General features: G+C 59.2%; 21 protein-coding genes and 1 tRNA gene. 9 read left to right on the top strand and 13 right to left on the bottom strand.

What is annotated here, in order from left to right; translation table 11 throughout:
- Positions 1 to 65: 65 nt before the first annotated feature.
- Positions 66 to 512: a DUF805 domain-containing protein gene (locus B2344_RS04735; protein WP_034816639.1), complete on the bottom strand. Its 447-nt coding sequence runs from the start codon at positions 510 to 512 to the stop codon at positions 66 to 68.
- Positions 513 to 674: 162 nt separating this feature from the next.
- Positions 675 to 2,678, bottom strand: coding sequence for an acetyl-CoA carboxylase biotin carboxylase subunit (locus B2344_RS04740; protein ID WP_290482531.1), 2,004 nt, complete (start codon positions 2,676 to 2,678; stop codon positions 675 to 677).
- A gap of 143 nt (positions 2,679 to 2,821) precedes the next feature.
- Between B2344_RS04740 and B2344_RS04745 the strand changes: the two genes are divergently transcribed.
- On the top strand, positions 2,822 to 3,799 hold the full coding sequence (locus tag B2344_RS04745) for a hypothetical protein (protein WP_206992263.1): 978 nt from the start codon (positions 2,822 to 2,824) through the stop codon (positions 3,797 to 3,799).
- Here the strand turns inward: B2344_RS04745 and B2344_RS04750 are convergent.
- Together B2344_RS04750 and B2344_RS04755 are read right to left on the bottom strand one after the other, a co-directional pair.
- Complete coding sequence (locus B2344_RS04750; protein WP_206992262.1) at positions 3,796 to 4,248, bottom strand: ion channel; 453 nt, start codon at positions 4,246 to 4,248, stop codon at positions 3,796 to 3,798. The genes B2344_RS04745 and B2344_RS04750 overlap by 4 nt on opposite strands.
- A 16-nt stretch (positions 4,249 to 4,264) precedes the next feature.
- Entirely contained in the window at positions 4,265 to 5,206 is a 942-nt protein-coding gene (locus tag B2344_RS04755; protein WP_290484766.1) for a hypothetical protein, read from the bottom strand.
- A 147-nt stretch (positions 5,207 to 5,353) separates the two neighbouring features.
- Between B2344_RS04755 and B2344_RS04760 the strand changes: the two genes are divergently transcribed.
- From B2344_RS04760 to B2344_RS04770, 3 genes are all read left to right on the top strand, one after another.
- A complete protein-coding gene (locus B2344_RS04760) occupies positions 5,354 to 6,169 on the top strand; it encodes an SDR family NAD(P)-dependent oxidoreductase (protein WP_290484767.1) in 816 nt (271 codons plus the stop codon).
- Positions 6,170 to 6,341: 172 nt separating this feature from the next.
- Positions 6,342 to 7,016 (top strand): TorF family putative porin, encoded by a 675-nt coding sequence (locus tag B2344_RS04765; protein ID WP_034816626.1) that lies wholly within the window; start codon positions 6,342 to 6,344, stop codon positions 7,014 to 7,016.
- Positions 7,017 to 7,174: 158 nt separating this feature from the next.
- A complete protein-coding gene (locus tag B2344_RS04770) occupies positions 7,175 to 8,983 on the top strand; it encodes a cation:proton antiporter (protein ID WP_290484768.1) in 1,809 nt (602 codons plus the stop codon).
- Between the two features lie 12 nt (positions 8,984 to 8,995).
- Here the strand turns inward: B2344_RS04770 and B2344_RS04775 are convergent, their stop codons facing one another.
- Positions 8,996 to 9,532, bottom strand: a complete 537-nt coding sequence (locus B2344_RS04775; RefSeq protein WP_206992258.1) for an MlaC/ttg2D family ABC transporter substrate-binding protein — start codon at positions 9,530 to 9,532, stop codon at positions 8,996 to 8,998.
- A 295-nt stretch (positions 9,533 to 9,827) separates the two neighbouring features.
- Positions 9,828 to 9,914, bottom strand: a tRNA-Leu gene (locus tag B2344_RS04780).
- 175 nt (positions 9,915 to 10,089) lie between these two features.
- On the opposite strand from B2344_RS04780, the gene B2344_RS04785 reads away from it, so the two are divergent.
- Positions 10,090 to 10,455: a hypothetical protein gene (locus B2344_RS04785; RefSeq protein WP_290484769.1), complete on the top strand. Its 366-nt coding sequence runs from the start codon at positions 10,090 to 10,092 to the stop codon at positions 10,453 to 10,455.
- Here the strand turns inward: B2344_RS04785 and B2344_RS04790 are convergent.
- From B2344_RS04790 to B2344_RS04810, 5 genes are all read right to left on the bottom strand, one after another.
- Positions 10,452 to 11,663 (bottom strand): acetyl-CoA C-acetyltransferase, encoded by a 1,212-nt coding sequence (locus tag B2344_RS04790; protein ID WP_290482525.1) that lies wholly within the window; start codon positions 11,661 to 11,663, stop codon positions 10,452 to 10,454. The genes B2344_RS04785 and B2344_RS04790 overlap by 4 nt on opposite strands.
- Positions 11,664 to 11,669: 6 nt before the next feature.
- Entirely contained in the window at positions 11,670 to 12,452 is a 783-nt protein-coding gene (locus B2344_RS04795; RefSeq protein ID WP_206992254.1) for an enoyl-CoA hydratase, read from the bottom strand.
- Positions 12,453 to 12,538: 86 nt separating this feature from the next.
- Positions 12,539 to 13,024, bottom strand: a complete 486-nt coding sequence (locus B2344_RS04800) for a hypothetical protein (RefSeq protein WP_290478617.1) — start codon at positions 13,022 to 13,024, stop codon at positions 12,539 to 12,541.
- Positions 13,021 to 13,794 (bottom strand): competence/damage-inducible protein A, encoded by a 774-nt coding sequence (locus B2344_RS04805; protein WP_034816615.1) that lies wholly within the window; start codon positions 13,792 to 13,794, stop codon positions 13,021 to 13,023. Before B2344_RS04805 ends, B2344_RS04800 begins: the two co-directional genes overlap by 4 nt.
- Before the next feature lie 23 nt (positions 13,795 to 13,817).
- Entirely contained in the window at positions 13,818 to 15,158 is a 1,341-nt protein-coding gene (locus tag B2344_RS04810; protein ID WP_290484770.1) for a serine hydrolase domain-containing protein, read from the bottom strand.
- Positions 15,159 to 15,284: 126 nt separating this feature from the next.
- Here B2344_RS04810 and B2344_RS04815 point away from each other — a divergent pair, with 126 nt between their 5' ends.
- The 3 genes from B2344_RS04815 (at position 15,285) to map (ending at position 16,903) form a co-directional block, all read left to right on the top strand.
- Positions 15,285 to 15,722: an OsmC family protein gene (locus B2344_RS04815; RefSeq protein WP_290482522.1), complete on the top strand. Its 438-nt coding sequence runs from the start codon at positions 15,285 to 15,287 to the stop codon at positions 15,720 to 15,722.
- Between the two features lie 22 nt (positions 15,723 to 15,744).
- Complete coding sequence (locus tag B2344_RS04820) at positions 15,745 to 15,981, top strand: hypothetical protein (RefSeq protein ID WP_290481682.1); 237 nt, start codon at positions 15,745 to 15,747, stop codon at positions 15,979 to 15,981.
- A 100-nt stretch (positions 15,982 to 16,081) separates the two neighbouring features.
- The gene (gene map / locus B2344_RS04825) at positions 16,082 to 16,903 is read left to right on the top strand and encodes a type I methionyl aminopeptidase (RefSeq protein ID WP_034816611.1); all 822 of its coding nucleotides are present in this window, start codon (positions 16,082 to 16,084) and stop codon (positions 16,901 to 16,903) included.
- A gap of 6 nt (positions 16,904 to 16,909) precedes the next feature.
- Here map and B2344_RS04830 read toward each other — a convergent pair whose 3' ends face one another.
- Positions 16,910 to 17,533, bottom strand: a complete 624-nt coding sequence (locus B2344_RS04830) for a cupin domain-containing protein (RefSeq protein ID WP_206992248.1) — start codon at positions 17,531 to 17,533, stop codon at positions 16,910 to 16,912.
- 127 nt (positions 17,534 to 17,660) lie between these two features.
- On the opposite strand from B2344_RS04830, the gene radC reads away from it, so the two are divergent.
- Positions 17,661 to 18,350 carry a RadC family protein gene (gene radC / locus B2344_RS04835; protein WP_290478613.1) on the top strand — a complete coding sequence of 230 codons (690 nt, stop codon included), beginning with the start codon at positions 17,661 to 17,663 and terminating at the stop codon, positions 18,348 to 18,350.
- Here radC and B2344_RS04840 read toward each other — a convergent pair whose 3' ends face one another.
- Positions 18,351 to 18,932, bottom strand: a complete 582-nt coding sequence (locus tag B2344_RS04840) for a TetR/AcrR family transcriptional regulator (RefSeq protein ID WP_290484771.1) — start codon at positions 18,930 to 18,932, stop codon at positions 18,351 to 18,353.
- Positions 18,933 to 18,956 lie beyond the last annotated feature (24 nt).

Raw genomic sequence — 18,956 nt, forward strand, 5'->3', positions numbered from 1 at the left:
TCTTGCAACAAAAAAGAGCCGGACGACTGTCCGGCTCCTCTGGATTTCGATTGCTGCGACAGCGCCTAAACGAACGTGTCTGCGGTACCAGCCATCGGATTTTTCGGGTCTGGGCCATACTTGTTCGGGCCAACCGTTCCGGGGATACAGGCAATTACAATCTGGGCAATCGATGCCAGGAAATTGATGAATGGGATGAAGCCGGCAATCACGAGACCGAGATAAATCCAGCCAGTCTGGTTGATATCGTGAAGACGGCGGATGAAGAGTGCGATGCTCGGAATGATCACGGCAAGGCCATACAAACCCATCAGCGCGAAGAAGATCATGCCGATCGGATTCATTTCACCTGTTTCGAAATTGCCGCCGAGGCCGAATGCGAGGGCCGCCAAGACCCCGAACACGATCAAATTGAAGAGTACGACCCACCAGTATTCCGAGCGGCGTGAGCGACCCTGAAAATCCACATAGCGGGAAAAGAACATTTTTACTGCATCTGGAAAACTGACCATCTCGGCCCCCTTTGAATTGCTTTCACCATGAAAGGCCGGTGCACTTTCGGTGCATCAGCGGCAAGGTCAAGGGATGACTCGTTAATCTCCCCCTGCCCCACAAGGCAGGATTCCGCGTCGATTTGGTTAGAGCAGGGTTAATAGTTCAGGCGTGAGCCGACCTTAGCCGAACTCCACCATGATCTCGTCGGCGGCCACACTGTCGCCAGCGCCGACATTGATGGCCTTCACAGTGCCATTGGCTTCGGCGCGGATGATGTTCTGCATCTTCATCGCCTCGACCACGCAGACCGCTTCGCCTTCCTGCACTTCCTGTCCAAGCTCGACATCCATCGAAACGACAAGGCCCGGCATGGGGGAAATGATCAGCTTGGACGTATCCGGCTTTTCCTTTTCCGGCAGGCGAGCGTGCAAATCGGCTACGTTCGGCGTGCAGACCAGCGCGCGCAGGGCAACGCCGCGATGACGAAACAGATAGCCTTCGGTCCGGTCAGCAAACTTCACGGCAAAGGGCTGCCCATCCAGCAGGCCTTCGACCAGATGCTGGCCCGGATACCAACCGGTGACCAGCGTGTGCGTCTTGCCCCCATTGATGGTGATCTCGGCTTCGCCATCTTCGCCGAGGTCCAATGTGACGGGGTGATGCTTGTCGCCCAGAATGACAATCCAGTCGCGGCGCGCATCCGGCGTCGGCGACATGCGGCCGCTCGTATCGGCGGCGCGGCGCGAGAAGAAGCCGTGCACATAGGCCGCAGAACAGATCAGCTGGATTTCCTGCGCTTCGGTCGGCTCCACGCCGTCAAAGCCGTCCGGGAATTCGTCCTTGATATAAGCGGTCGTGATATTGCCAGAGCGGAACCGCTCTTCGTCGATGACGGCCGCGATGAAGGGCATGTTGTCCTGGATGCCTTCAATATGGAACCGGTCCAGCGCCTCTCCATGCACGTCGAGCGCGGTGTCGCGATCCTTGCCGTGCGTGATCAGCTTGGCGATCATCGGGTCATAATACATGGAGATTTCGTCGCCCTCGCGGACGCCGGAATCCATACGGACTTCACCGCCAGCCAGCGCGCCTTCTGATGGCGCGTGGAAACGCTTCAGGCGACCAATCGATGGCAGGAAGTTGCGATACGGGTCTTCGGCATAGACGCGGCTTTCCACGGCCCAGCCATTGATCTTGATATCGGACTGTTTGAGCTTCAGCGTCTCACCATAAGCGACCCGCAGCATCTGTTCGACCAGATCAACACCGGTGATCATTTCGGTCACCGGATGCTCCACTTGGAGACGCGTGTTCATTTCAAGGAAGTAGAAGCCCTTGTCGGCGCCAGACGCCACGAATTCCACGGTGCCGGCGCTGTCATAGTTCACGGCCTTGGCCAGGGCCACGGCTTGTTCGCCCATCTTCTTGCGGGTTTCCGGGTCGAGCAGCGGCGATGGCGCTTCCTCGATGACTTTCTGATTGCGGCGCTGGATCGAGCATTCGCGCTCAACGAGGTAGATACAATTGCCATGCTTGTCGCCAAGCACCTGGATCTCGATATGGCGCGGCTCAAGAATGAACTTCTCGATAAAGACGCGGTCGTCCCCGAAGGACGCTTTTGCCTCGGCCTTCACGGCCGGGAAGCCCTCTTCGACTTCCTTGTCATTGGCCGCAACCCGGATGCCCTTGCCGCCCCCGCCCGCGGACGCCTTGATCATGACCGGATAACCGATTTCCTTGGAAATCTTCACCGCTTCCTTGGTGTCTTCGATCAGACCCATATGGCCTGGCACGGTCGACACGCCGGCCTCGGCAGCCAGCTTCTTGGAGCTGATCTTGTCGCCCATCGCTTCAATGGCGTAGGCGTTCGGGCCGATCCAACCGATCCCCTCTTCTTCAAGCCGTTTGGCGAACACAGGGTTTTCGGACAGGAAACCGAAGCCAGGATGGATCGCCTCTGCACCGGTCTGGCGAACCGCATCAATGATCTTGTCGGCAACCAGATAAGATTCTGACGCAGGTGACGCACCAATATAGACAGTCTCGTCGGCCATCTCGATGGCCATGGAATCCGCATCGGCGTCTGAATAGACCACCACTGTCTGTACGCCCAGCCGTCGACAGGTCTTGATGACCCGAACTGCAATTTCCCCCCGGTTGGCGATCAGAATCTTTTTGAACATGCTGCCTCGATCCAATGTAAAGTCTTTCAGCGACTGCACTAAGCCGCCCGAAAGCCGATGTCCACAATTCCCATAGGGGAAGTCGGTTGCCACGATGCCGCAGATATGTTAGCAAGCGCTCACTACTTATGGAGATAGTTCTCATGTCCCGGATCATACTCGACCTCGATGCCCTGCTGGCCAATGGCCAGATCGACTCCTCCGAAGCCGCGCGCTTGCAGGGTTTCGCCCTGCCTGATCGCAGGAATGGTGTGCTGATAAACATTCTGCTGATTTTCGGAGCCATCTCGGTCGCCGGCGGCACGATCGCACTTGTGCCGAACGCCATAACCGGTCTCGTTCTGGCACTTGTCGCGTTGGGCGGCGCGGAATTCCTGCGCCGCAGCGCACGTGGAAATTCCCTGAAAACCCTCGGCATGGCGCTAACGCTTATGGGTACACTTGGCGTGGCAGGCTGGATCGGATGGGAATTCCGGGAAGTGGATGATGGCACGGTGCCCACCGTACTGATCGCACTGGTCATGACCGCGGCAGCGCTGTGGTTCCGTTCGGCACTTCTGGCAGCGTTTGCAGTCTTGTCCCTCGGTGCCATTCTTGGTTCTGGCACAGGCTACTGGCATGCCAGCTACGCCCTGTTCGTCGAAGAACCGACCATCACGATCCTTGTCTTCGGCCTGCTCGCCCTGGGTCTCTATCGTGCCCGCAATACCCTGTCAGACGCATGGAACAATCTGGTCACCGTCGCAGCACGCACGGCCATGTTCATGGTAAATTTTGCCTTTTGGGTGGGTTCGCTCTGGGGTGACCGGATTGGCGAACACTGGTTTGCGCCGCAGCGCTGGTCGGACCGGTCGGAATGGCGTGAAGCTGCCATTGCCATCCCCGACCATGTCTTCACCTTGGGCTGGATTGGCGCGCTCGTCGCCATGATCTTTACGGCACGCCGGAACAGCTTCCTGTCGATAACCTCAATCGTGTTCCTGACGATCCATGGCTACACGCAATATTTCGAGTATCTCGGCGCGAAACCGGAAACGCTGGTGATTGGCGGACTGGTTCTGGTGGGCCTGGCCGTAGCCGGGGCGCGCTTCTTCATGAAGCAGGACGTGGAACCGGCCTAGTCCTTGTCATCCAACTGCTCGATGCGCGCCTCGAAGTTGCGCACCCGAGCAGAAATCGAGACAAGGAATGCCGTCGACCAGCCGAGCAGCAGGAAACCAATGACGGATTCTGCTGCCGCCAGCATGCGCCAGTCCTTGTCGATCAGCACATCGCCATATCCCACTGTGGAAAAGGTCGAGGTAGAAAAATAGACGGCTGTTTCGACATCCGGAAACGTACCCAGCGCCAGATAGGTCAGCGTGAACACCCAGATCTCGATCGAATGGATGGCAAACAGGCTGAGCAGGACAAAGAAGATGGCGAGCCCCTGCCCGACCACGGTCGACAGGTTCACGTGCGGCACGTCGCGCTTGCGGATCACCGCAGACAGGGCCACCAGTCCCGCGAAGTGGATGGCAAACGTAATCGCCACCAGCGCTCCCGCCACAATCAGATTGAGCAAGAGCATGGCGAAATCCTCCGTTTTAGCGTGCCGCGACGACCAATCCGGCCAGCAAACCTGGCGCTTCACGGTTGAGGAAGTCAACCAGGGTATTGCTCGCCGTGGTGACCGGGTTCGGTGGCGGGCTCTTGCGCCACCAGCCAGTACGAGGTGGCGGCTGGGCAGGCTTTGATTTCGCGGCGAGGCTGGCAGTTCGGCGGGCCAGGCTCGCCCTTTCCGCTTCCCTACCCATTTGCTCGAACCAGCTTCCCTTGTCGAATCCCAGCGCAAGACACCCGACAAACTTGCCGGGATTGGGATCGTTCGGGTCAAGCCAATGCTTGCGGTTGAGCGCATGGCGTTCCGTGTGGGGATTGGGATGCGCGCGGGCGACCAAATGGTTCCCGATGGCCCGTGCAAACAGGAAGTTCCACGACGGGTCGTTCTCGCTGCCCTCTATGCTCTCCTGTGTGTGGAAGAGAATCGCTGCCTCAGCCCGGCTGACCCAGGGCGCATGCTCCGGGCCCGAAAGCAGAAGCGTTTCAGCGACGTTCCCCACGGATGTTGCATCTGCCTGATTATCCAGGATCATCTGGTCGCATAAATGGGATAACACAATCAAACCGAACCCATCGGGCGTCCCGCTGGCTTTGCGCAGCAGCCGCATGAACAGGCCTGCCAGATTGCGGTTGCGCAGCCTGTCCCCGATCGCGACCCGCGCCTGTAGCCAATCGAGATTGGCTGGCGTCAACGCCCCATTGGCGGCATCGCGGGCAAGCACATAACGCGCCATCACCCGGACAAACCGGCTGTCCCAGTCAGGGTCCGCTCCCCTCATTCGCGCATTGAAGTCGAACAGAGCCTGAGCCTCGGCATCAGATTGCGGCCCGCGTGAGCACATTTCCTGCGCGACCTGCCGCATATCCTCGCGTGATCGTCGCGAGACGGCCTGAATGCGCTGAATGATACTGGCCGACCTGACCATGGGTTGCTGTCTCCGGTATAGGCAGCGACGGGTACCAATGACGGGTTTCAGCTTTCTTGACCAATTCGGTGAAACCTGTTGCCACCATTGCTCAACGCCCCGTACATTCCAGCCCAGACACATATGGAAATTACGGGAGAAAACGCGATGACACAGCCAAAAGAACTCGCCGGGCGCAAGGCGATCGTAACCGGTTCAGCCACAGGATTGGGACGGTCAATCGCCTTGAAACTTGCCGAGCGCGGCGCTGATGTGATCATCAATTGCGCCAGATCCGTTGCGGAGGGCGAAGCGACCGCAGCGGACTGCCAGGCGCTCGGTTCGCAGTCGCGCCTTGTTCAGGCTGACGTGTCGACGGATGAAGGCTGTCGTAAACTGGCCGAGGCTGCGGCCCAGGCCGGGCGGCTGGACATTCTCGTCAACAATGCCGGCACGACCAAACACGCGCGCGACCATTCCGATCTGGACGCCCTGACCCGCGAAGACTTCCTGGACCTCTACGCAGTCAATGTCGCCGGTCCCTTCCTGATGATGCAGGCCTGCAAACCCCTGCTCATTGAAAGTCACCGTCAAACTGGTCGCGCCGCTGCTGTGCTGAACACATCCTCCATCGCGGGTGTTACGGGTATCGGCTCATCGGTGGCCTATGCGGCGACCAAGGGCGCACTCAACACGATGACCCTGTCGCTGGCCCGCGCACTGGCCCCGGAGATTCGGGTGAATGCGATTTGTCCGGGCTTTATCGGCACGCGCTGGTTCAAGGACAAGATGGATGAAGAGCAGTATCAGCGCATGGAAGCCTCCGTTGCGGCCGCGACACCGCTCAACGTGGCCAGCGGGCCCGACGATATTGCAGATTCGGCCCTTTTCTTCCTGACTGATGCCTCTCGACACGTGACGGGAGAGACGCTTTTGGTCGATGCTGGCACACATCTTGGGTACGCGCCGTTGACCGCACGGTGACCAAAACCAGAGCGCACAAGCCTAAGGCATTGTCGCGCCTGCGTGCACAAAATTCTGGCGTTCCGGTTGCCGTCCCGCAACCTCCATATTTTTGTTTCTGATCCCGGATAAAGCCGCGTCATCGTGGTTTTGGCGCTGGCAACAGCGCGATTCAACAACGGGGTACTAAAACATGAAACAACAGCTTTTCCGCGCAGGGGTAGCACTTGCAGCAATGCTGGCAGTGGCTGGCACGGCAGCTGCCGAGGGAGAATGGTCCGGTAACGTCGCTCTCAGCACAGACTATGTCTGGCGTGGCGTCTCCCAGTCCAATGAGGACATGGCCATCTCCGGCGGCTTCGACTATGCGAACGGTATATTCTATGCGGGTACATGGGCATCGAATATCGACTTCGAAGACGGTTCTGACTCCAATGTAGAGCTCGACCTCTACGCCGGCGTCGCCAGCGAATTCTCGAACGGCGTCTCCTGGGATCTCGGCGTCATCTATTATTCCTATCCGGACTCGGATGATGAAGACCTCGACTTCGTCGAACTGCAGGCCGCTCTGGGTTATGCTTTCGAAGGCGGAGTTGAAGTAGGCGGCGCCGTCTACTGGGATCCAGACAATGAGAGCGTCTATGTTGAAGGCTCTGCGGGGTATGCCTTCACCGACGCTTTCGCAGCTGACGTATCCGTCGGCAACTACTCCTTCGATGGTGGCGGCGACTACACCAACTGGTCGCTTGGTGGCACCTACTCGCTGCCAATCGGCATCGATGTGGACCTGCGTTACTGGGATACCGACATCGACGGTACGGACATCGCCGACGAGCGCATTGTCCTGACTCTCGCAAAGAGCCTCTAGCGCTCGGATATTCTTCACAAACTGTGCGCGAGACATTGCCCTCCTTCGCGTGCAGTCTGGTGAAGGCCGCCGGTTCCCTCGAGAGCTGGCGGCCTTTATTTTTGCGCAATCCTCCTTAAGTTGGGAGTTCGACTCCACCCAGAAGAAAGAGCTCCCCCATGGCCGCTGAAATGAGCCCTGCCGACGCCGTGGGCGCGCTCGTTCCCGCAATCACCCTGTTGGGGTTCGGCGCGGCAGCCGCCCTGGTGTCCCGGGCGCTCAATCTCAGCCCCATCGTTGGCTACCTCCTCGCGGGAATTCTGATCGGTCCGGGCATGCTGAACCTGATCCATGAGAGTGGCGGCACGCATTTGCTGGCCGAGCTCGGCGTGGTCTTCCTGCTCTTCGATATCGGCATGCATGTCTCGCTCCGCGAACTGAAAGAAAGCCGTGGTGACCTGCTCGGCCTTGCCCCTGTCCATCTGTTGCTGACAGGCCTGATCAGTGCAGGCGCGCTCTATATGCTGGGCATATCCTGGTCGATTGCGATCGCGGTAGGCCTCAGTCTTGGCCTTTCGTCTACAGCGGTCGTTGCGCGGATCCTGACAGAGCGCGAGCAAAACTCGTGTCCGATCGGGCGCACGGCCACACATGTCCTGATCTTTCAGGATATTGTCGCCATCTTCCTGATGATCTTCGCCACGTCGCTTGGGGAAGGAGAGACCGCCGCCGGCCTTGCGGGCCTTCTGTCAGAATATCTCCTGAATGGCGGTGCAGTCCCGCTGGCGGCTGGATTGTTGCTGGCCTTTGTGCAGGCCCTGATCGCTTTCGGCGCAGCCATGCTGTTTTCACGCTACCTGCTGAACCCGGTTTTCCGGACGCTGGCAGCCACCCGCAATGACGAAGCCTTTACGGCTTTCACACTGTTGCTTGTGCTGGCGGCCGCCTGCGCGACTGCCATGATCGGACTTTCGCTGACCCTGGGCGCATTCCTGGCAGGCCTGGCCGTGTCCGGCACACCGTTTCGCCACCAGGTGCAAACGGAAATGGGACCATTTCGCGGGCTGCTCCTGTCCTTCTTTTTCATCAGTGTCGGCCTGTCGATTGACTTGCCGGGCCTGCTGAGAAACCTGCCGCTCGTCGTGATCGGCGCGTTTGGCATCCTGACGGTCAAGACTGCGCTCGGCTATATCGCCGCCCGCATGAATGGCTGGAGTGTGCCCGGCGCTACCCAGCTCGCCACATTGTTGGCACAGGGGTCGGAATTCACACTCGTCATCCTCTCATTGGCCTCAATCACTGCCAATATGCCCCCTGCCCTCATGGGCAGCCTGATCGCCGCCATTGCACTCTCTCTGGCGCTGGCACCGAGTTGGGCCATGCTCGGAGGCAAGCTCTCGCGCGAATTGGCGCGGCGCAAGCAGGTCACGATGGAAACATCAGGCGAACCTGCTGGCGAGCGGCCTGTCATCGTCATTGGCATGTCTGCCGCCGGGCGACTGGCCGTCGACGCTCTGATCGACTTTGACATCCCCTATATCGCGACTGACGGAGATCCCGACCGCTTTCTGTCTGCGGTCGCAGATGGATACAATGTCTCGTTCGGAGATGCCGCCAACATGAAGCTGATCGAAGCTGTGGGGGGCAGCAATGCGCGCGCGGTCGTGCTTGGAAAAGCGCGTTATGAAGTGTCCAAGGAAGTCACACCCAGCATCAATCGCCGCTTCCCAGACCTGGTCCGACTCGTGGCTGTCGAAACCATCCATGATCTCGACCGATATCTCGAACTGAACATACGCGCGCACCTCGTGGCTGGAGAGCCCAAGGGAATTGAGATGGTCGCGGATATGCTGAGAGTCCTGGGCGTACCCGACAAAGAACTGGCAGATTGGCTCAGCCGCGAGGCCGACCTGTTCACGATCGGCGACGCGTCAGACCGTCAGGACAAGTCCGATGAGGAAGAAGCTGTGGTCGACGAAGCCGCCTGACCAGATTCCAGGTCAGGAATTGAGGGCGTTGATCGCATCATCAATCGTGGCGCGCGGACGGTCCATGATAGCCGCGATCTGGGCACGCTGTTCGATGGCGAGCCACAGGCCCAGCACTTCGACATCCACGACACGCCAGTCGCCATTCTTTTCAATAACACGCCAGCGCACTGTCTGAGGCGCCTCGCCGGGGCGAACGACTCGCGTTTCCACGATGGAATCTGTCGGCGTGCGATCCTTTGATCCGGTAACCGTGATCTCTGCATCGCGGAATTTTTCACGCTGATCTTCGAAGCTGCTCAACAGATAGGTTTCGAAGGCGTCTGCGAACCTGCTGCGTTCCTGATCCGTGACGCGGCGGGCATATTTCCCGAGGGTGAAATTGGCGACTGTATCCAGGTCCATGGACTGGCGCAGCGTCTCGCGGCCCTTCTGAGGGTCGGCAATATGCTTTGCGGCGCCTTCGATTACGGCCTCCGCTTCCGGGCCGGCGAAGGCAGGCAGGGCCATCAGGCCGAGGGCAGTGGAGGCAATAAGGGCGCGAAACATGAGGGCTTGTCCTTGTGAATTCTCTGCGTGTTGCCCTCTAGATATGATCGAGATTGTCCTTTTGTTCCCCGAAAGCCGAAATAGGCTCTATGCGTTTTGGGAATGAAACCGGTGCTGCAGGCGTCGGCAGGCAGGCCCCCGATAGGCGCAGGACCTGTAGTTTCGGGCGGCGGCAGGACAGAATGGCTGGGTACATGTGATTTCTCCTCTTGGGCGAGAAACATGCAAGCCGTGTACCAAGGACGCGACCTGCGCGTTCTGTCTCGATCATAAGAGTCGACCAAACATGATGGCATGGTGCGGGCGGCCGGGCTCGAACCGGCAAGGCCTTGCGGCCGAGGGATTTTAAGTCCCTTGCGTATACCAATTTCGCCACGCCCGCATGGCCGATGCTGGACATAACGGTATTTTACGGGGGATGCTAGATTTCATCGTTGAAACCAGCAGAAAGAAGGACGACCTGCGCGTTGAAAAACAGCCTCCCGACACTCTGGTTCATCTCGGCTGCTCTGATGATAGTGACGGCCACAGCCATTCCTGCGTTTATCGCGCCAGACATGAGCAGGTTCGCCAGAACCGCTATGCTGGCATCCACCCTGCCGCAAGGCGTCCTGTCAGGATTGTCTGCGGTGGCGTTTGGTCTCGTGCATTTGCTCATCCTGCGGGTCCGGCCTTCAACGGCGGCCAGCGTATTTGGCGCGCTTCACCTCGGTGCAGCGCTGTTCGGTCACGCCGCGCAAATCAAAGGACAAGTTCTACGGCAGCAGGTCATCCTCGGGACGCATGATGTCAGCAGTACGGCTCAGACAATGGGAATGGTCCATATTGCCAGCACCCTGTGTTACCTGCTCGGCGTCGTCTTCTTCATTATCGCGGTGGCCGTTGCGCTGAACACACGGCCACCGGCTGAAGATGTGTTCTAGCTGACCCGCTCGAACACGGCTGCGAGCCCCTGCCCGCCCCCGATGCACATGGTCTCCAAGCCATAGCGCGCCTCGCGGCGCTCCATTTCCCGGAGCATCGTGGTCAGGATGCGCACGCCGGTCGCGCCGACCGGATGGCCGAGCGAGATGCCGGAGCCGTTCACGTTCAGCCGCTCCATGTCGTCCTCGGAGAATTCAAGCGCCTTGGTGCAGGCAAGCACCTGCGCCGCGAAGGCTTCATTCAGCTCGATGACGTCAACGTCCTTCAGTTCAAGACCTGCCGTCTTGAGGGCCTTCTGGCTGGACGGCACCGGCCCAATTCCCATGACTTCAGGCCCAACGCCTGCAACCGACCATGAAACCAATCGCCCAAGCGGCTTGAGGCCATATTTCTCTGCCGCCTCGCGCATACAGACGATACAGGCTGCCGCGCCATCATTCTGGCCGGACGCATTGCCAGCGGTCACCGTCGACTGATCGTCCACCTTGCCCCGGATCGCGCGCAGCGTGGACAGCTTCTCCAGAGAGGAATCCGGGCGAATGTGCTCATCCTGGTCCACGACCGTATCGGCCTTGCGACCTTTCACGGTGTACGGAATGATCTCCTCAGAGAACTTGCCGGACTTCTGGGCCGCAGCCGCTTTCATGTGCGAATTGTAAGCGAACTGATCCTGCGCGTCGCGCGTGATCTGATAATCACGGCGCAAATTCTCCGCCGTCTCGATCATGCCACCCGGCACGGGATGGTTCTTGCCGCCGGCTGTATAGCGACCGCGTGACAGGCCATCATGCAGCATCAGGCCGTCGCCCTTGATGTTCCACCGCATATCGATGGAGAAGAAGGGCGCATTCGACATGCTCTCCGCCCCGCCCGCGATGACAACGTCATTTGCGCCGGTTGCCACCTGCATCACGGCATTGATCACCGCCTGCAGGCCGGAGCCACAGCGCCGGTCGATCTGGTAGCCACCGGTCGAAGTTGTTAGCCCGGCATCCAGTGCCACCATGCGCCCAAAGGCCGGGGCTTCCATGGTCGGATAACATTGCGCGAAGATACAGTCTTCCACCGCCTCGGCGGGCAGCTTTGTCTTTACCATCAGCTCACGGATGACATGTGATGCCATCTCGTGCGCATGCACGGTCTTGAAGGCGCCGCCAAAGCCGCCAACGGCGGTGCGGACGGGTTCGCAAATGACTACGTCTCTCATGGTGCTCTACTCCTGCTGGTCCCGGCCACGCGCGGTGACCTGTTTGCGAGCCTCTTCCACAGCGTCTGCCGTCACAGATTCGGCATGAGCAATGGAGCGTTTGACTTCTTCCTTCATGGCGGCGGCGAAATTCATGCCATAGCCATCATCGATCAGCGCCTTGTATTGCTTGAGCAGGTCCGGCTGGGAACTGCACATGTCGTGCGCCAGCTTCATGGCAGCCGGCACGAGTTCGTCGGATTCGTAAACACGGTTCACAAGTCCCCAACGTTCCGCGGTGTGGGCATCGAGGAAGTTACCGGAGAAAGACAGCTCCTTGGCTCGGCTGATACCAATCATGCGCGACAGCTTCTGTGAGAGGCCCCAGCCCGGCACGATGCCGACGCGGGCATGTGTATCGGCAAACTTGGCATGTTCAGAGGCCAGCAGCACGTCGCACATCAGCGCCAGTTCGAACCCGCCGGTGATTGCAAAGCCGTTGATCGCGCCGATGATTGGCCAGGGATAATCGGCCAGTGCGCGCGCCATATCTATGGACTTGGAATCTTCGTCAGCGCCCAGGGCGAAACCGGTCTGGCCGGCCTCCTTCAGGTCGATCCCGGCGGTGAAGGCCCGCCCGGCACCAGTCAGCACAACCGCGCGGACATCCTTGTTCTCTTTCAGCTCGTTGAAGACGCTGACGATCTCGGCGCGCAGGGCTCGGTTCAGCGCATTCAGCGCGTCGGGCCGGTTCAGTGTTACGAGCGCAACCGGTCCGTCCAATTCGACCTTTACGATATCTTCCGCCATGGGATCCTCCAATTTTCCTGTTTGCCTCTCTTAGCGAGGACAAGCGGGGAGGACCATGCTTGACGTTAGGGCGGTTTTGGAAGGGATCAGGCCCGGCGCTTGCGAACCAGATTCACAATGCCGATCACGAGAGCAATCACGGCGATTCCGGCCGCAAGGAAGAACAGGCCAAATTTGAGGGGCGTCAGCCACGCCTTGGCATCAAGCGCGTCGACCCATCCCGCCAAGGCCAGCACCTGAACCATGTTCTCAGTCAGGTCGGCGATCACGACCCCGAACGCTGGTAGCGCTGCGTACTTTCCCATGCCGCCAAAGAAGCGCAGGGCCAGTCCGCCGAGGAAGCCCCCATAAGCCAGGGGATACGCCGTATCCAGCAACACCGTCACCCAGGCATGGGCGGCACGTTGGGCGTCACTCATCGTGGCAATGATCGTTCGGCTCATCTCCGGATCGGAGGTCATGTCGAGAAATGCCCCGCCCACCATTGGCCGACACAGACCGAAGCCTGCACCAATCACCAGCATCGAAACGAAGCTGACAAGGATCGCGGGGGTGCGCGCCAGAAAACTCATGCGTTTGCGTCCTCGACCCGCTCCGGCTGGACGCCCGTCGCAGAGATGATCGCTTCCAGCTTGTCAGTAATCATGGGGATAAGGCTTTCCTGTATCGTGCTGGCAACCAGGTGGACACCATTGTCACCAATGCCCCGAAACCAGGGATAGGAACCGAGTGCGACGTCCGGCATCTCCTTGGCCAGCACGCCCAGCGGTTCGGCAATGTCACCTTCGCGCAAGCCCCTGCCCCGTATCGTGACCTTGTGAATGACTGCGCCTGTCTCCAGCCTCGGCCCGATATCTTCCAGCATGCCGCGCGCAACCGACGGAACACCCGCCAGGGTAAAGACATTCCCGGTCTGGAAGCCCGGCGCCCCGGACACGGGATTGGCCACGATCTGGGCGCCATGCGGAATACGCGCCATGCGCCGACGGGCTGGCGTGTAGTCTGTGCCCATTGCCTCATAGCGTTGGGCCAGCATAGCCGTGACTTCAGGATGTTCTGAAATCTCCACCCCGAACGCCTTGGCGATGGCATCAGCCGTGATGTCATCATGTGTCGGACCAATGCCGCCCGTTGTGAAGACATAGGTGTATTTTGCGCGCAGCGAATTCACGGCCTCGACAATCTCGTCTTCCACGTCGGGCACGATCCGGGTCTCCCGGACGGGAATACCGAGCGGCGCAAGATAGGAAGCAATCTGTTGCAGATTGATGTCGCGCGTCCGACCGGAGAGCAGCTCGTCCCCGATCAGGAGGACGGCTGCCGTGGGAGATTCTTTTGTCATAAAGACACTTTGCCCAGACTGGCTTATTCTTCAAGCGCCTCATAGACGAGCCGCATCGATTCCTCACGAAAACCCGCCGGCTCCCCGGGTCGTGCGCCGAAGCGCTGGATCATGCCGATAAAGAATAGATCATTCTCCGGATCGATCCAGAACCATGTCCCAGCAGCCCCGCCCCAATAATAAGTGCCGGTACCGGCTGGGCTGTCCATGGCGACGGGATCAGAGATGATGGCGAAGTCAATGCCGAAATCGCGACGCTTCGGCGTGAAGACACTTCGCTGCGTGCCATCAAATTCCACGCCTGCATTTGGCGGCAACTGGTTTGTCCGCATCAGGGCCACCGTGTCCTCCTGCAGAATACGATGGCCGTCCAGCATGCCACCATTGAGCATCATCTGGCAGAACCGGGCATAGTCGTCGATCGTGGACACGAGCCCGCCGCCCCCCGATTCGAAGGCGATGGTTGACTGCCTGAACTGCACAGTCTCGGTGTAGAATGGCTCGAACCGATCCCGCTCGGAGGCATAATACACGACGTCGGATAGCCGATCATACTCCGCTTCGGGAACATAAAATCCGGTATCATCCATGCCCAGCGGCGTGAGGACGTTTTCCTTGAGGTATTCGCCAAGAGACAATCCCGAGAATTTTTCTACCAGGTAACCCTGAATGTCGACCGAGACCGAATAGTACCAGACTTGCCCCGGCTCATGCAGCAAGGGGATACCTGCGACCTTGGCGATGAAGGTCTGCGGATCAGGCGATTTGAGGACATTCTGCTCCCGAAATTGGGCATTGGCATAATCATCTCCACCAAGGCCGTAAGCGAAACCGGCCGAGTGACTCATCAGTTCCCGCATGGTCGCGGGGCGCGATGGGTCTTTCAGGATCGGTGTTCCGTCTTCATGCTCGCCCACCAGCACTTTCAGCGCTTCAAATTCAGGGATGTATTTTGTGATCGGATCGTCGAGGTCAAACTTGCCATCTTCATGGAGCTGCATCAGGGCAACGCCCGTGATCGGCTTGGTCATGGAATAGATCCGGTACAGCGTGCCCGGTTGCACGGGTGTCGATGTTTCAACATCCCTCACACCGTACTGACCATAATGAGCAACCTCACCATCTTTGACGAGCAGGGCCTGAAGGCCCACGACATGCTCGTCCGAGACGAACTTTTGCAGGCGTTCGTCGAGCGCATGCAGTCCATCCGAGCTGAACGCCTTGGCGGGCCCGGCAGGAGCGAGAGGCGGCCAGTCTGCTACCTCATTCTGTTCCGCCATTGCGGGCAGCGCCGCAAGAGACAGCGCCGTCAAGGCGAAGGCAAACCCGGTGAGACACCGACGACAGACTTCCAATTTGAGCATTGCGCGCATTCCTTTTCTTCCCGCAGGACCAGACCATGACCAATGCATTTAGGAGAGACAAGCGGGAACGTATTGAGTCTGCGCGCATTGCATTTTTCAATACCCAATTGATTGAAAGGACACGCCATGAAACGTCATGCCACCGCCCATTGGTCCGGAAACCTCGCGGACGGCAAAGGCTCGCTCACGACGCAGAGCGGCGCGCTGTCCGATCACGCCTACTCCTTCAAGGCGCGATTTGAAGATGAGAGCGGCACGTCGGGTACCAATCCGGAAGAATTGCTCGCCGCCGCACATGCGGGCTGTTTCACCATGCAGCTCTCCCACCTGCTGGCCGAGAACGGAACACCTGCCACCGATCTGGATACGAAATGCATCGTGTCGGTCGAGCCGAAAGAGGGTGGCGGATTCGAAATCACGCGCAGCGCCTTGACGCTTACGGCCGTGGTTGAAGGCATCGAACAGGATGATTTTGACGCCATCGCCGACAAGGCCAAGAACGGCTGCCCGATGTCGGTCGCCCTCGGCGCCATCGACATCACGCTTGGCACCCAGCTCCAGTAACCCTTTCAGAGGATCAAGACCCATGGCACCGGAACTCTTATATGGCGTAGGCGCGCTGCTCTTGCTGATCGCCCTGATCTGGGGGGTTAGCCGGGGCCGACTGAAATCCCGCACCGCGGAAGCGGTCAGCGAGGAAGGCACGCGCGAGATTTACCAGGAGCCCGAACGGTTTGATGACGAGCGGCGCGAAGAACTGAAACGCGCTGCAGAGTCTGCCGAAGCGGCCGCTGAAAAGCGCGACAAGACGGATGGGGCCTGAGTCTGATACTGTTTGGCAGGCCTGAAGGTGGAACTTAGCCGGGCAAATTGCTATCTAGGGGGCAGATACAGGTATTTCCGCCCCTGAAAGGCCCCGATTGATGACTGACACTTCCCTCCTGCTGCCGATGCGCACGGGCGAAATTCGCATTCACGATGCCGAAGGCTTCGCAGGTATGCGAAAGGCGGGACGTCTCGTGGCCGAATGCCTCGATATGCTGGTGCCGGAAGTGAAGCCCGGCGTGACCACCGAACATCTCGACAATCTGGTGCGGGAATTCGTCATGGATCATGGCGCAACCTCCGCGACGATCGGCTATCGCGGCTACCGCCATGCCAGTTGCATTTCACTCAACCATGTCATCTGTCACGGTATCCCCAGCGCCAAGCCGCTGAAGGAAGGCGATATCGCCAATATCGACGTCACCCTGATCATTGATGGCTGGCATGGCGACCATTCGCGCATGTATGGCGTCGGCAATGTGAAGCGGAAGGCCGAGCGCCTGATGGATGTGACCTATGATGCGCTCATGGCCGGCATCGCGCAGATCCGCCCCGGCAAGCGCTTTGGCGACATTGGCGGCGCGATCTCCGAAATTGCCAGGCTGAATCGCATGTCGGTCGTAGAGGACTTCTGCGGCCACGGCCTGGGACGCCTGTTCCATGACGAGCCAAACGTCGTCCACTCATCGGATTACAATACCGGCCCGGAACTGAAGCCCGGCATGTTCTTCACGGTCGAGCCGATGCTGAACCTGGGCCGCAAGGACGCTGCGATCCTGCCAGATGGCTGGACGGCCGTGACTCGCGACCGCCAGCTGTCGGCGCAGTACGAACATTCTGTCGGCGTGACCGAGGATGGTGTTGAAATCTTCAGCACATCCCCGAAAGGTTGGCACCAGCCTCACAAGGTCCAGCTTTAGCGGGCGCTATTCTTCGGGCGGCGGCGGCATATAGATTGGCGCGGCTTCCGGAGGCATCTTCTCCATCGCAATCGTGATCCCGTATTCGGCTGCAAGCTGGCCGATTACAGCGCCTGCTGCTTCGGCTGAATCCGGCTTGGCCTCCGCAATGCGCGGACCGGCATCATTCATGAAACCTTCAAAAGACCCACCGGTGGTGGTCATGATCAGCCTCGTGGTCTCATCGCTGCCATTCCAGAACATGTGCGTGTTGCCCCGGTTCAACGCAGCGAAGTCGCCCGGATAAAGCGACAGGATCTCGTCGCCCGACATGACACTGAGCGCACCGGACACGACGTAGAAATACTCATCCTCGCGCGTATGGGTATGTGGCGGTGACCCAGGGCTGCGCGGAGGCAGTTCAAATTCGTATACTGTCACATCGCCCGACGATTCTTCGGACGACAGCAATAGTCGGACAGGATGGAACGGGTTCTCGATGGCCTCCCCTGCTCCCGCAACGACAAGTTTGTCGGGATGCGCGTGAACATGATCTGCTGAAACACCGCGATGGTCATGGTCTTTCGGCTGGGTCATGCAAGCAGACAGCGCCAGCAAGCCAGCGCTGCAAAGCGCGATTTTGTTCAACATGTTTCATTCTCCCACGGATTGTCCCTGGGGGAAGTCTATCCGCGACCACACAATTCTCAAGTTCAATCTGGGGCCACGTGATCTAAGTCACTTTATCGAAACGTCATTTCATGGTTTTTCAACCATAATGAGCACGTCCCCCGAAGAACCCCACTGGAAAGGTCATCGCGACCGATTGCGAGGCAAACTGCTGACGCGCGGCGCAACCGCGCTGAGCAATTACGAAGTGCTCGAAGTCTTGCTCATGGCCTTCATCCCGCGCCGGGATGTCAAACCCATCGCGAAAGCGTTGGAAGCCCGCTTTGGCAGTCTGTCGGCCATCCTCGCTGCCCCGACATCCGACCTCATCAAGGTCAACGGTGTCGGCGAGACAGTCGCAGCGTATCTCAAGGCCATTGCGGAACTCAACGCCCGGGCGTCCAGAGAGACGATCCAGAAGAAGCCCGCCATTTCCTCCTGGTCGGCGCTCATCGATTATGTTCGCACCGAACTCCAGCACGAAAAGCGCGAACAGTTCCGCATCCTGTTCCTGGATCGGAAAAACCAGTTGATCGCCGACGAAATCATGGGACATGGCACGGTCGACCATGCGCCCGTCTATACGCGTGAGGTCGCCCGCCGCGCGCTGGAGCTGCATGCATCAGCGCTCATTCTGGTGCACAATCATCCGTCAGGTGACCCCACACCGTCGCGCGCAGACATCGACATTACCCGCGAGATCATTGATGCACTCGATCCATTCGACATCACCGTGCACGATCATCTGATTGCCGGCACGGGCGGCGTCACCAGCCTGAAATCAGCCGGACTGATCTGATCAGGACACCAGACTGTCGCGCGCCATTTTCTGAACAGCCGTAATATAGACGGCCTGCGACCATCCGCATTCGAACCGCAGCTTTTCCCACACTTCGACTGACAACAGCGCCCAGAGCAAATCCGTTGCCTGTTCGACTGAATAGTCGGGCATCAGCTGGTCTGCGGACTTGAGCGCCATCACAGCGGCTTCACATCCATGCCGTACGGCTTGCATTCGGTCATTCCAGGCAGCCGCAGCGGCGTCGTCGGTGTCTCGCATGGCGATCAAGGCGCGCCCCACTCCGTGAATTTCCGGAATATAGTTCCCCCACGCCTCCACCCACAAATCCAGACGGTCCGTTCCTTTGGCCTTACGGCTCGCCGCAAGACGTTCGTCTATGTTTCGGACTTCGTCCATATAGCGCGCCGTCCCGGTCAGCAGGTCCGCGCGTGTCGGGAAATGAAGATAGACGGCCTGGCGGCTGATGCCCGCGGCCTTGGCGATATCGCTCATGCGTACGCCGGACCCGCCAGATTCCTCCAGCAATTTCCATGTAGCGCGCATGATTTTTTCGCGGGTTTCGAGATTCTCACTTGACATGATGTCAATTTATAGGCACTTGAC

The sequence above is a fragment of the Hyphomonas sp. UBA3195 genome (assembly GCF_002366485.1).
Classification (GTDB): domain Bacteria; phylum Pseudomonadota; class Alphaproteobacteria; order Caulobacterales; family Hyphomonadaceae; genus Hyphomonas.

Excerpts from the sequence above, each read along its gene's own strand:
- B2344_RS04820 (WP_290481682.1), top strand. The coding sequence starts at position 15,745 with ATGGCACCGGAACTCTTATATGGCGTAGGCGCGCTGCTCTTGCTGATC.
- B2344_RS04805 (WP_034816615.1), bottom strand. The coding sequence starts at position 13,794 with ATGACAAAAGAATCTCCCACGGCAGCCGTCCTCCTGATCGGGGACGAG.
- radC (WP_290478613.1), top strand. The coding sequence starts at position 17,661 with ATGAGCACGTCCCCCGAAGAACCCCACTGGAAAGGTCATCGCGACCGA.
- B2344_RS04810 (WP_290484770.1), bottom strand. The coding sequence starts at position 15,158 with ATGCTCAAATTGGAAGTCTGTCGTCGGTGTCTCACCGGGTTTGCCTTC.
- B2344_RS04760 (WP_290484767.1), top strand. The coding sequence starts at position 5,354 with ATGACACAGCCAAAAGAACTCGCCGGGCGCAAGGCGATCGTAACCGGT.
- B2344_RS04735 (WP_034816639.1), bottom strand. The coding sequence starts at position 512 with ATGGTCAGTTTTCCAGATGCAGTAAAAATGTTCTTTTCCCGCTATGTG.
- B2344_RS04765 (WP_034816626.1), top strand. The coding sequence starts at position 6,342 with ATGAAACAACAGCTTTTCCGCGCAGGGGTAGCACTTGCAGCAATGCTG.
- map (WP_034816611.1), top strand. The coding sequence starts at position 16,082 with ATGACTGACACTTCCCTCCTGCTGCCGATGCGCACGGGCGAAATTCGC.
- B2344_RS04775 (WP_206992258.1), bottom strand. The coding sequence starts at position 9,532 with ATGTTTCGCGCCCTTATTGCCTCCACTGCCCTCGGCCTGATGGCCCTG.
- B2344_RS04795 (WP_206992254.1), bottom strand. The coding sequence starts at position 12,452 with ATGGCGGAAGATATCGTAAAGGTCGAATTGGACGGACCGGTTGCGCTC.
- B2344_RS04740 (WP_290482531.1), bottom strand. The coding sequence starts at position 2,678 with ATGTTCAAAAAGATTCTGATCGCCAACCGGGGGGAAATTGCAGTTCGG.
- B2344_RS04755 (WP_290484766.1), bottom strand. The coding sequence starts at position 5,206 with ATGGTCAGGTCGGCCAGTATCATTCAGCGCATTCAGGCCGTCTCGCGA.
- B2344_RS04790 (WP_290482525.1), bottom strand. The coding sequence starts at position 11,663 with ATGAGAGACGTAGTCATTTGCGAACCCGTCCGCACCGCCGTTGGCGGC.
- B2344_RS04770 (WP_290484768.1), top strand. The coding sequence starts at position 7,175 with ATGGCCGCTGAAATGAGCCCTGCCGACGCCGTGGGCGCGCTCGTTCCC.
- B2344_RS04830 (WP_206992248.1), bottom strand. The coding sequence starts at position 17,533 with ATGTTGAACAAAATCGCGCTTTGCAGCGCTGGCTTGCTGGCGCTGTCT.
- B2344_RS04815 (WP_290482522.1), top strand. The coding sequence starts at position 15,285 with ATGAAACGTCATGCCACCGCCCATTGGTCCGGAAACCTCGCGGACGGC.
- B2344_RS04785 (WP_290484769.1), top strand. The coding sequence starts at position 10,090 with ATGAGCAGGTTCGCCAGAACCGCTATGCTGGCATCCACCCTGCCGCAA.
- B2344_RS04840 (WP_290484771.1), bottom strand. The coding sequence starts at position 18,932 with ATGTCAAGTGAGAATCTCGAAACCCGCGAAAAAATCATGCGCGCTACA.
- B2344_RS04800 (WP_290478617.1), bottom strand. The coding sequence starts at position 13,024 with ATGAGTTTTCTGGCGCGCACCCCCGCGATCCTTGTCAGCTTCGTTTCG.
- B2344_RS04745 (WP_206992263.1), top strand. The coding sequence starts at position 2,822 with ATGTCCCGGATCATACTCGACCTCGATGCCCTGCTGGCCAATGGCCAG.
- B2344_RS04750 (WP_206992262.1), bottom strand. The coding sequence starts at position 4,248 with ATGCTCTTGCTCAATCTGATTGTGGCGGGAGCGCTGGTGGCGATTACG.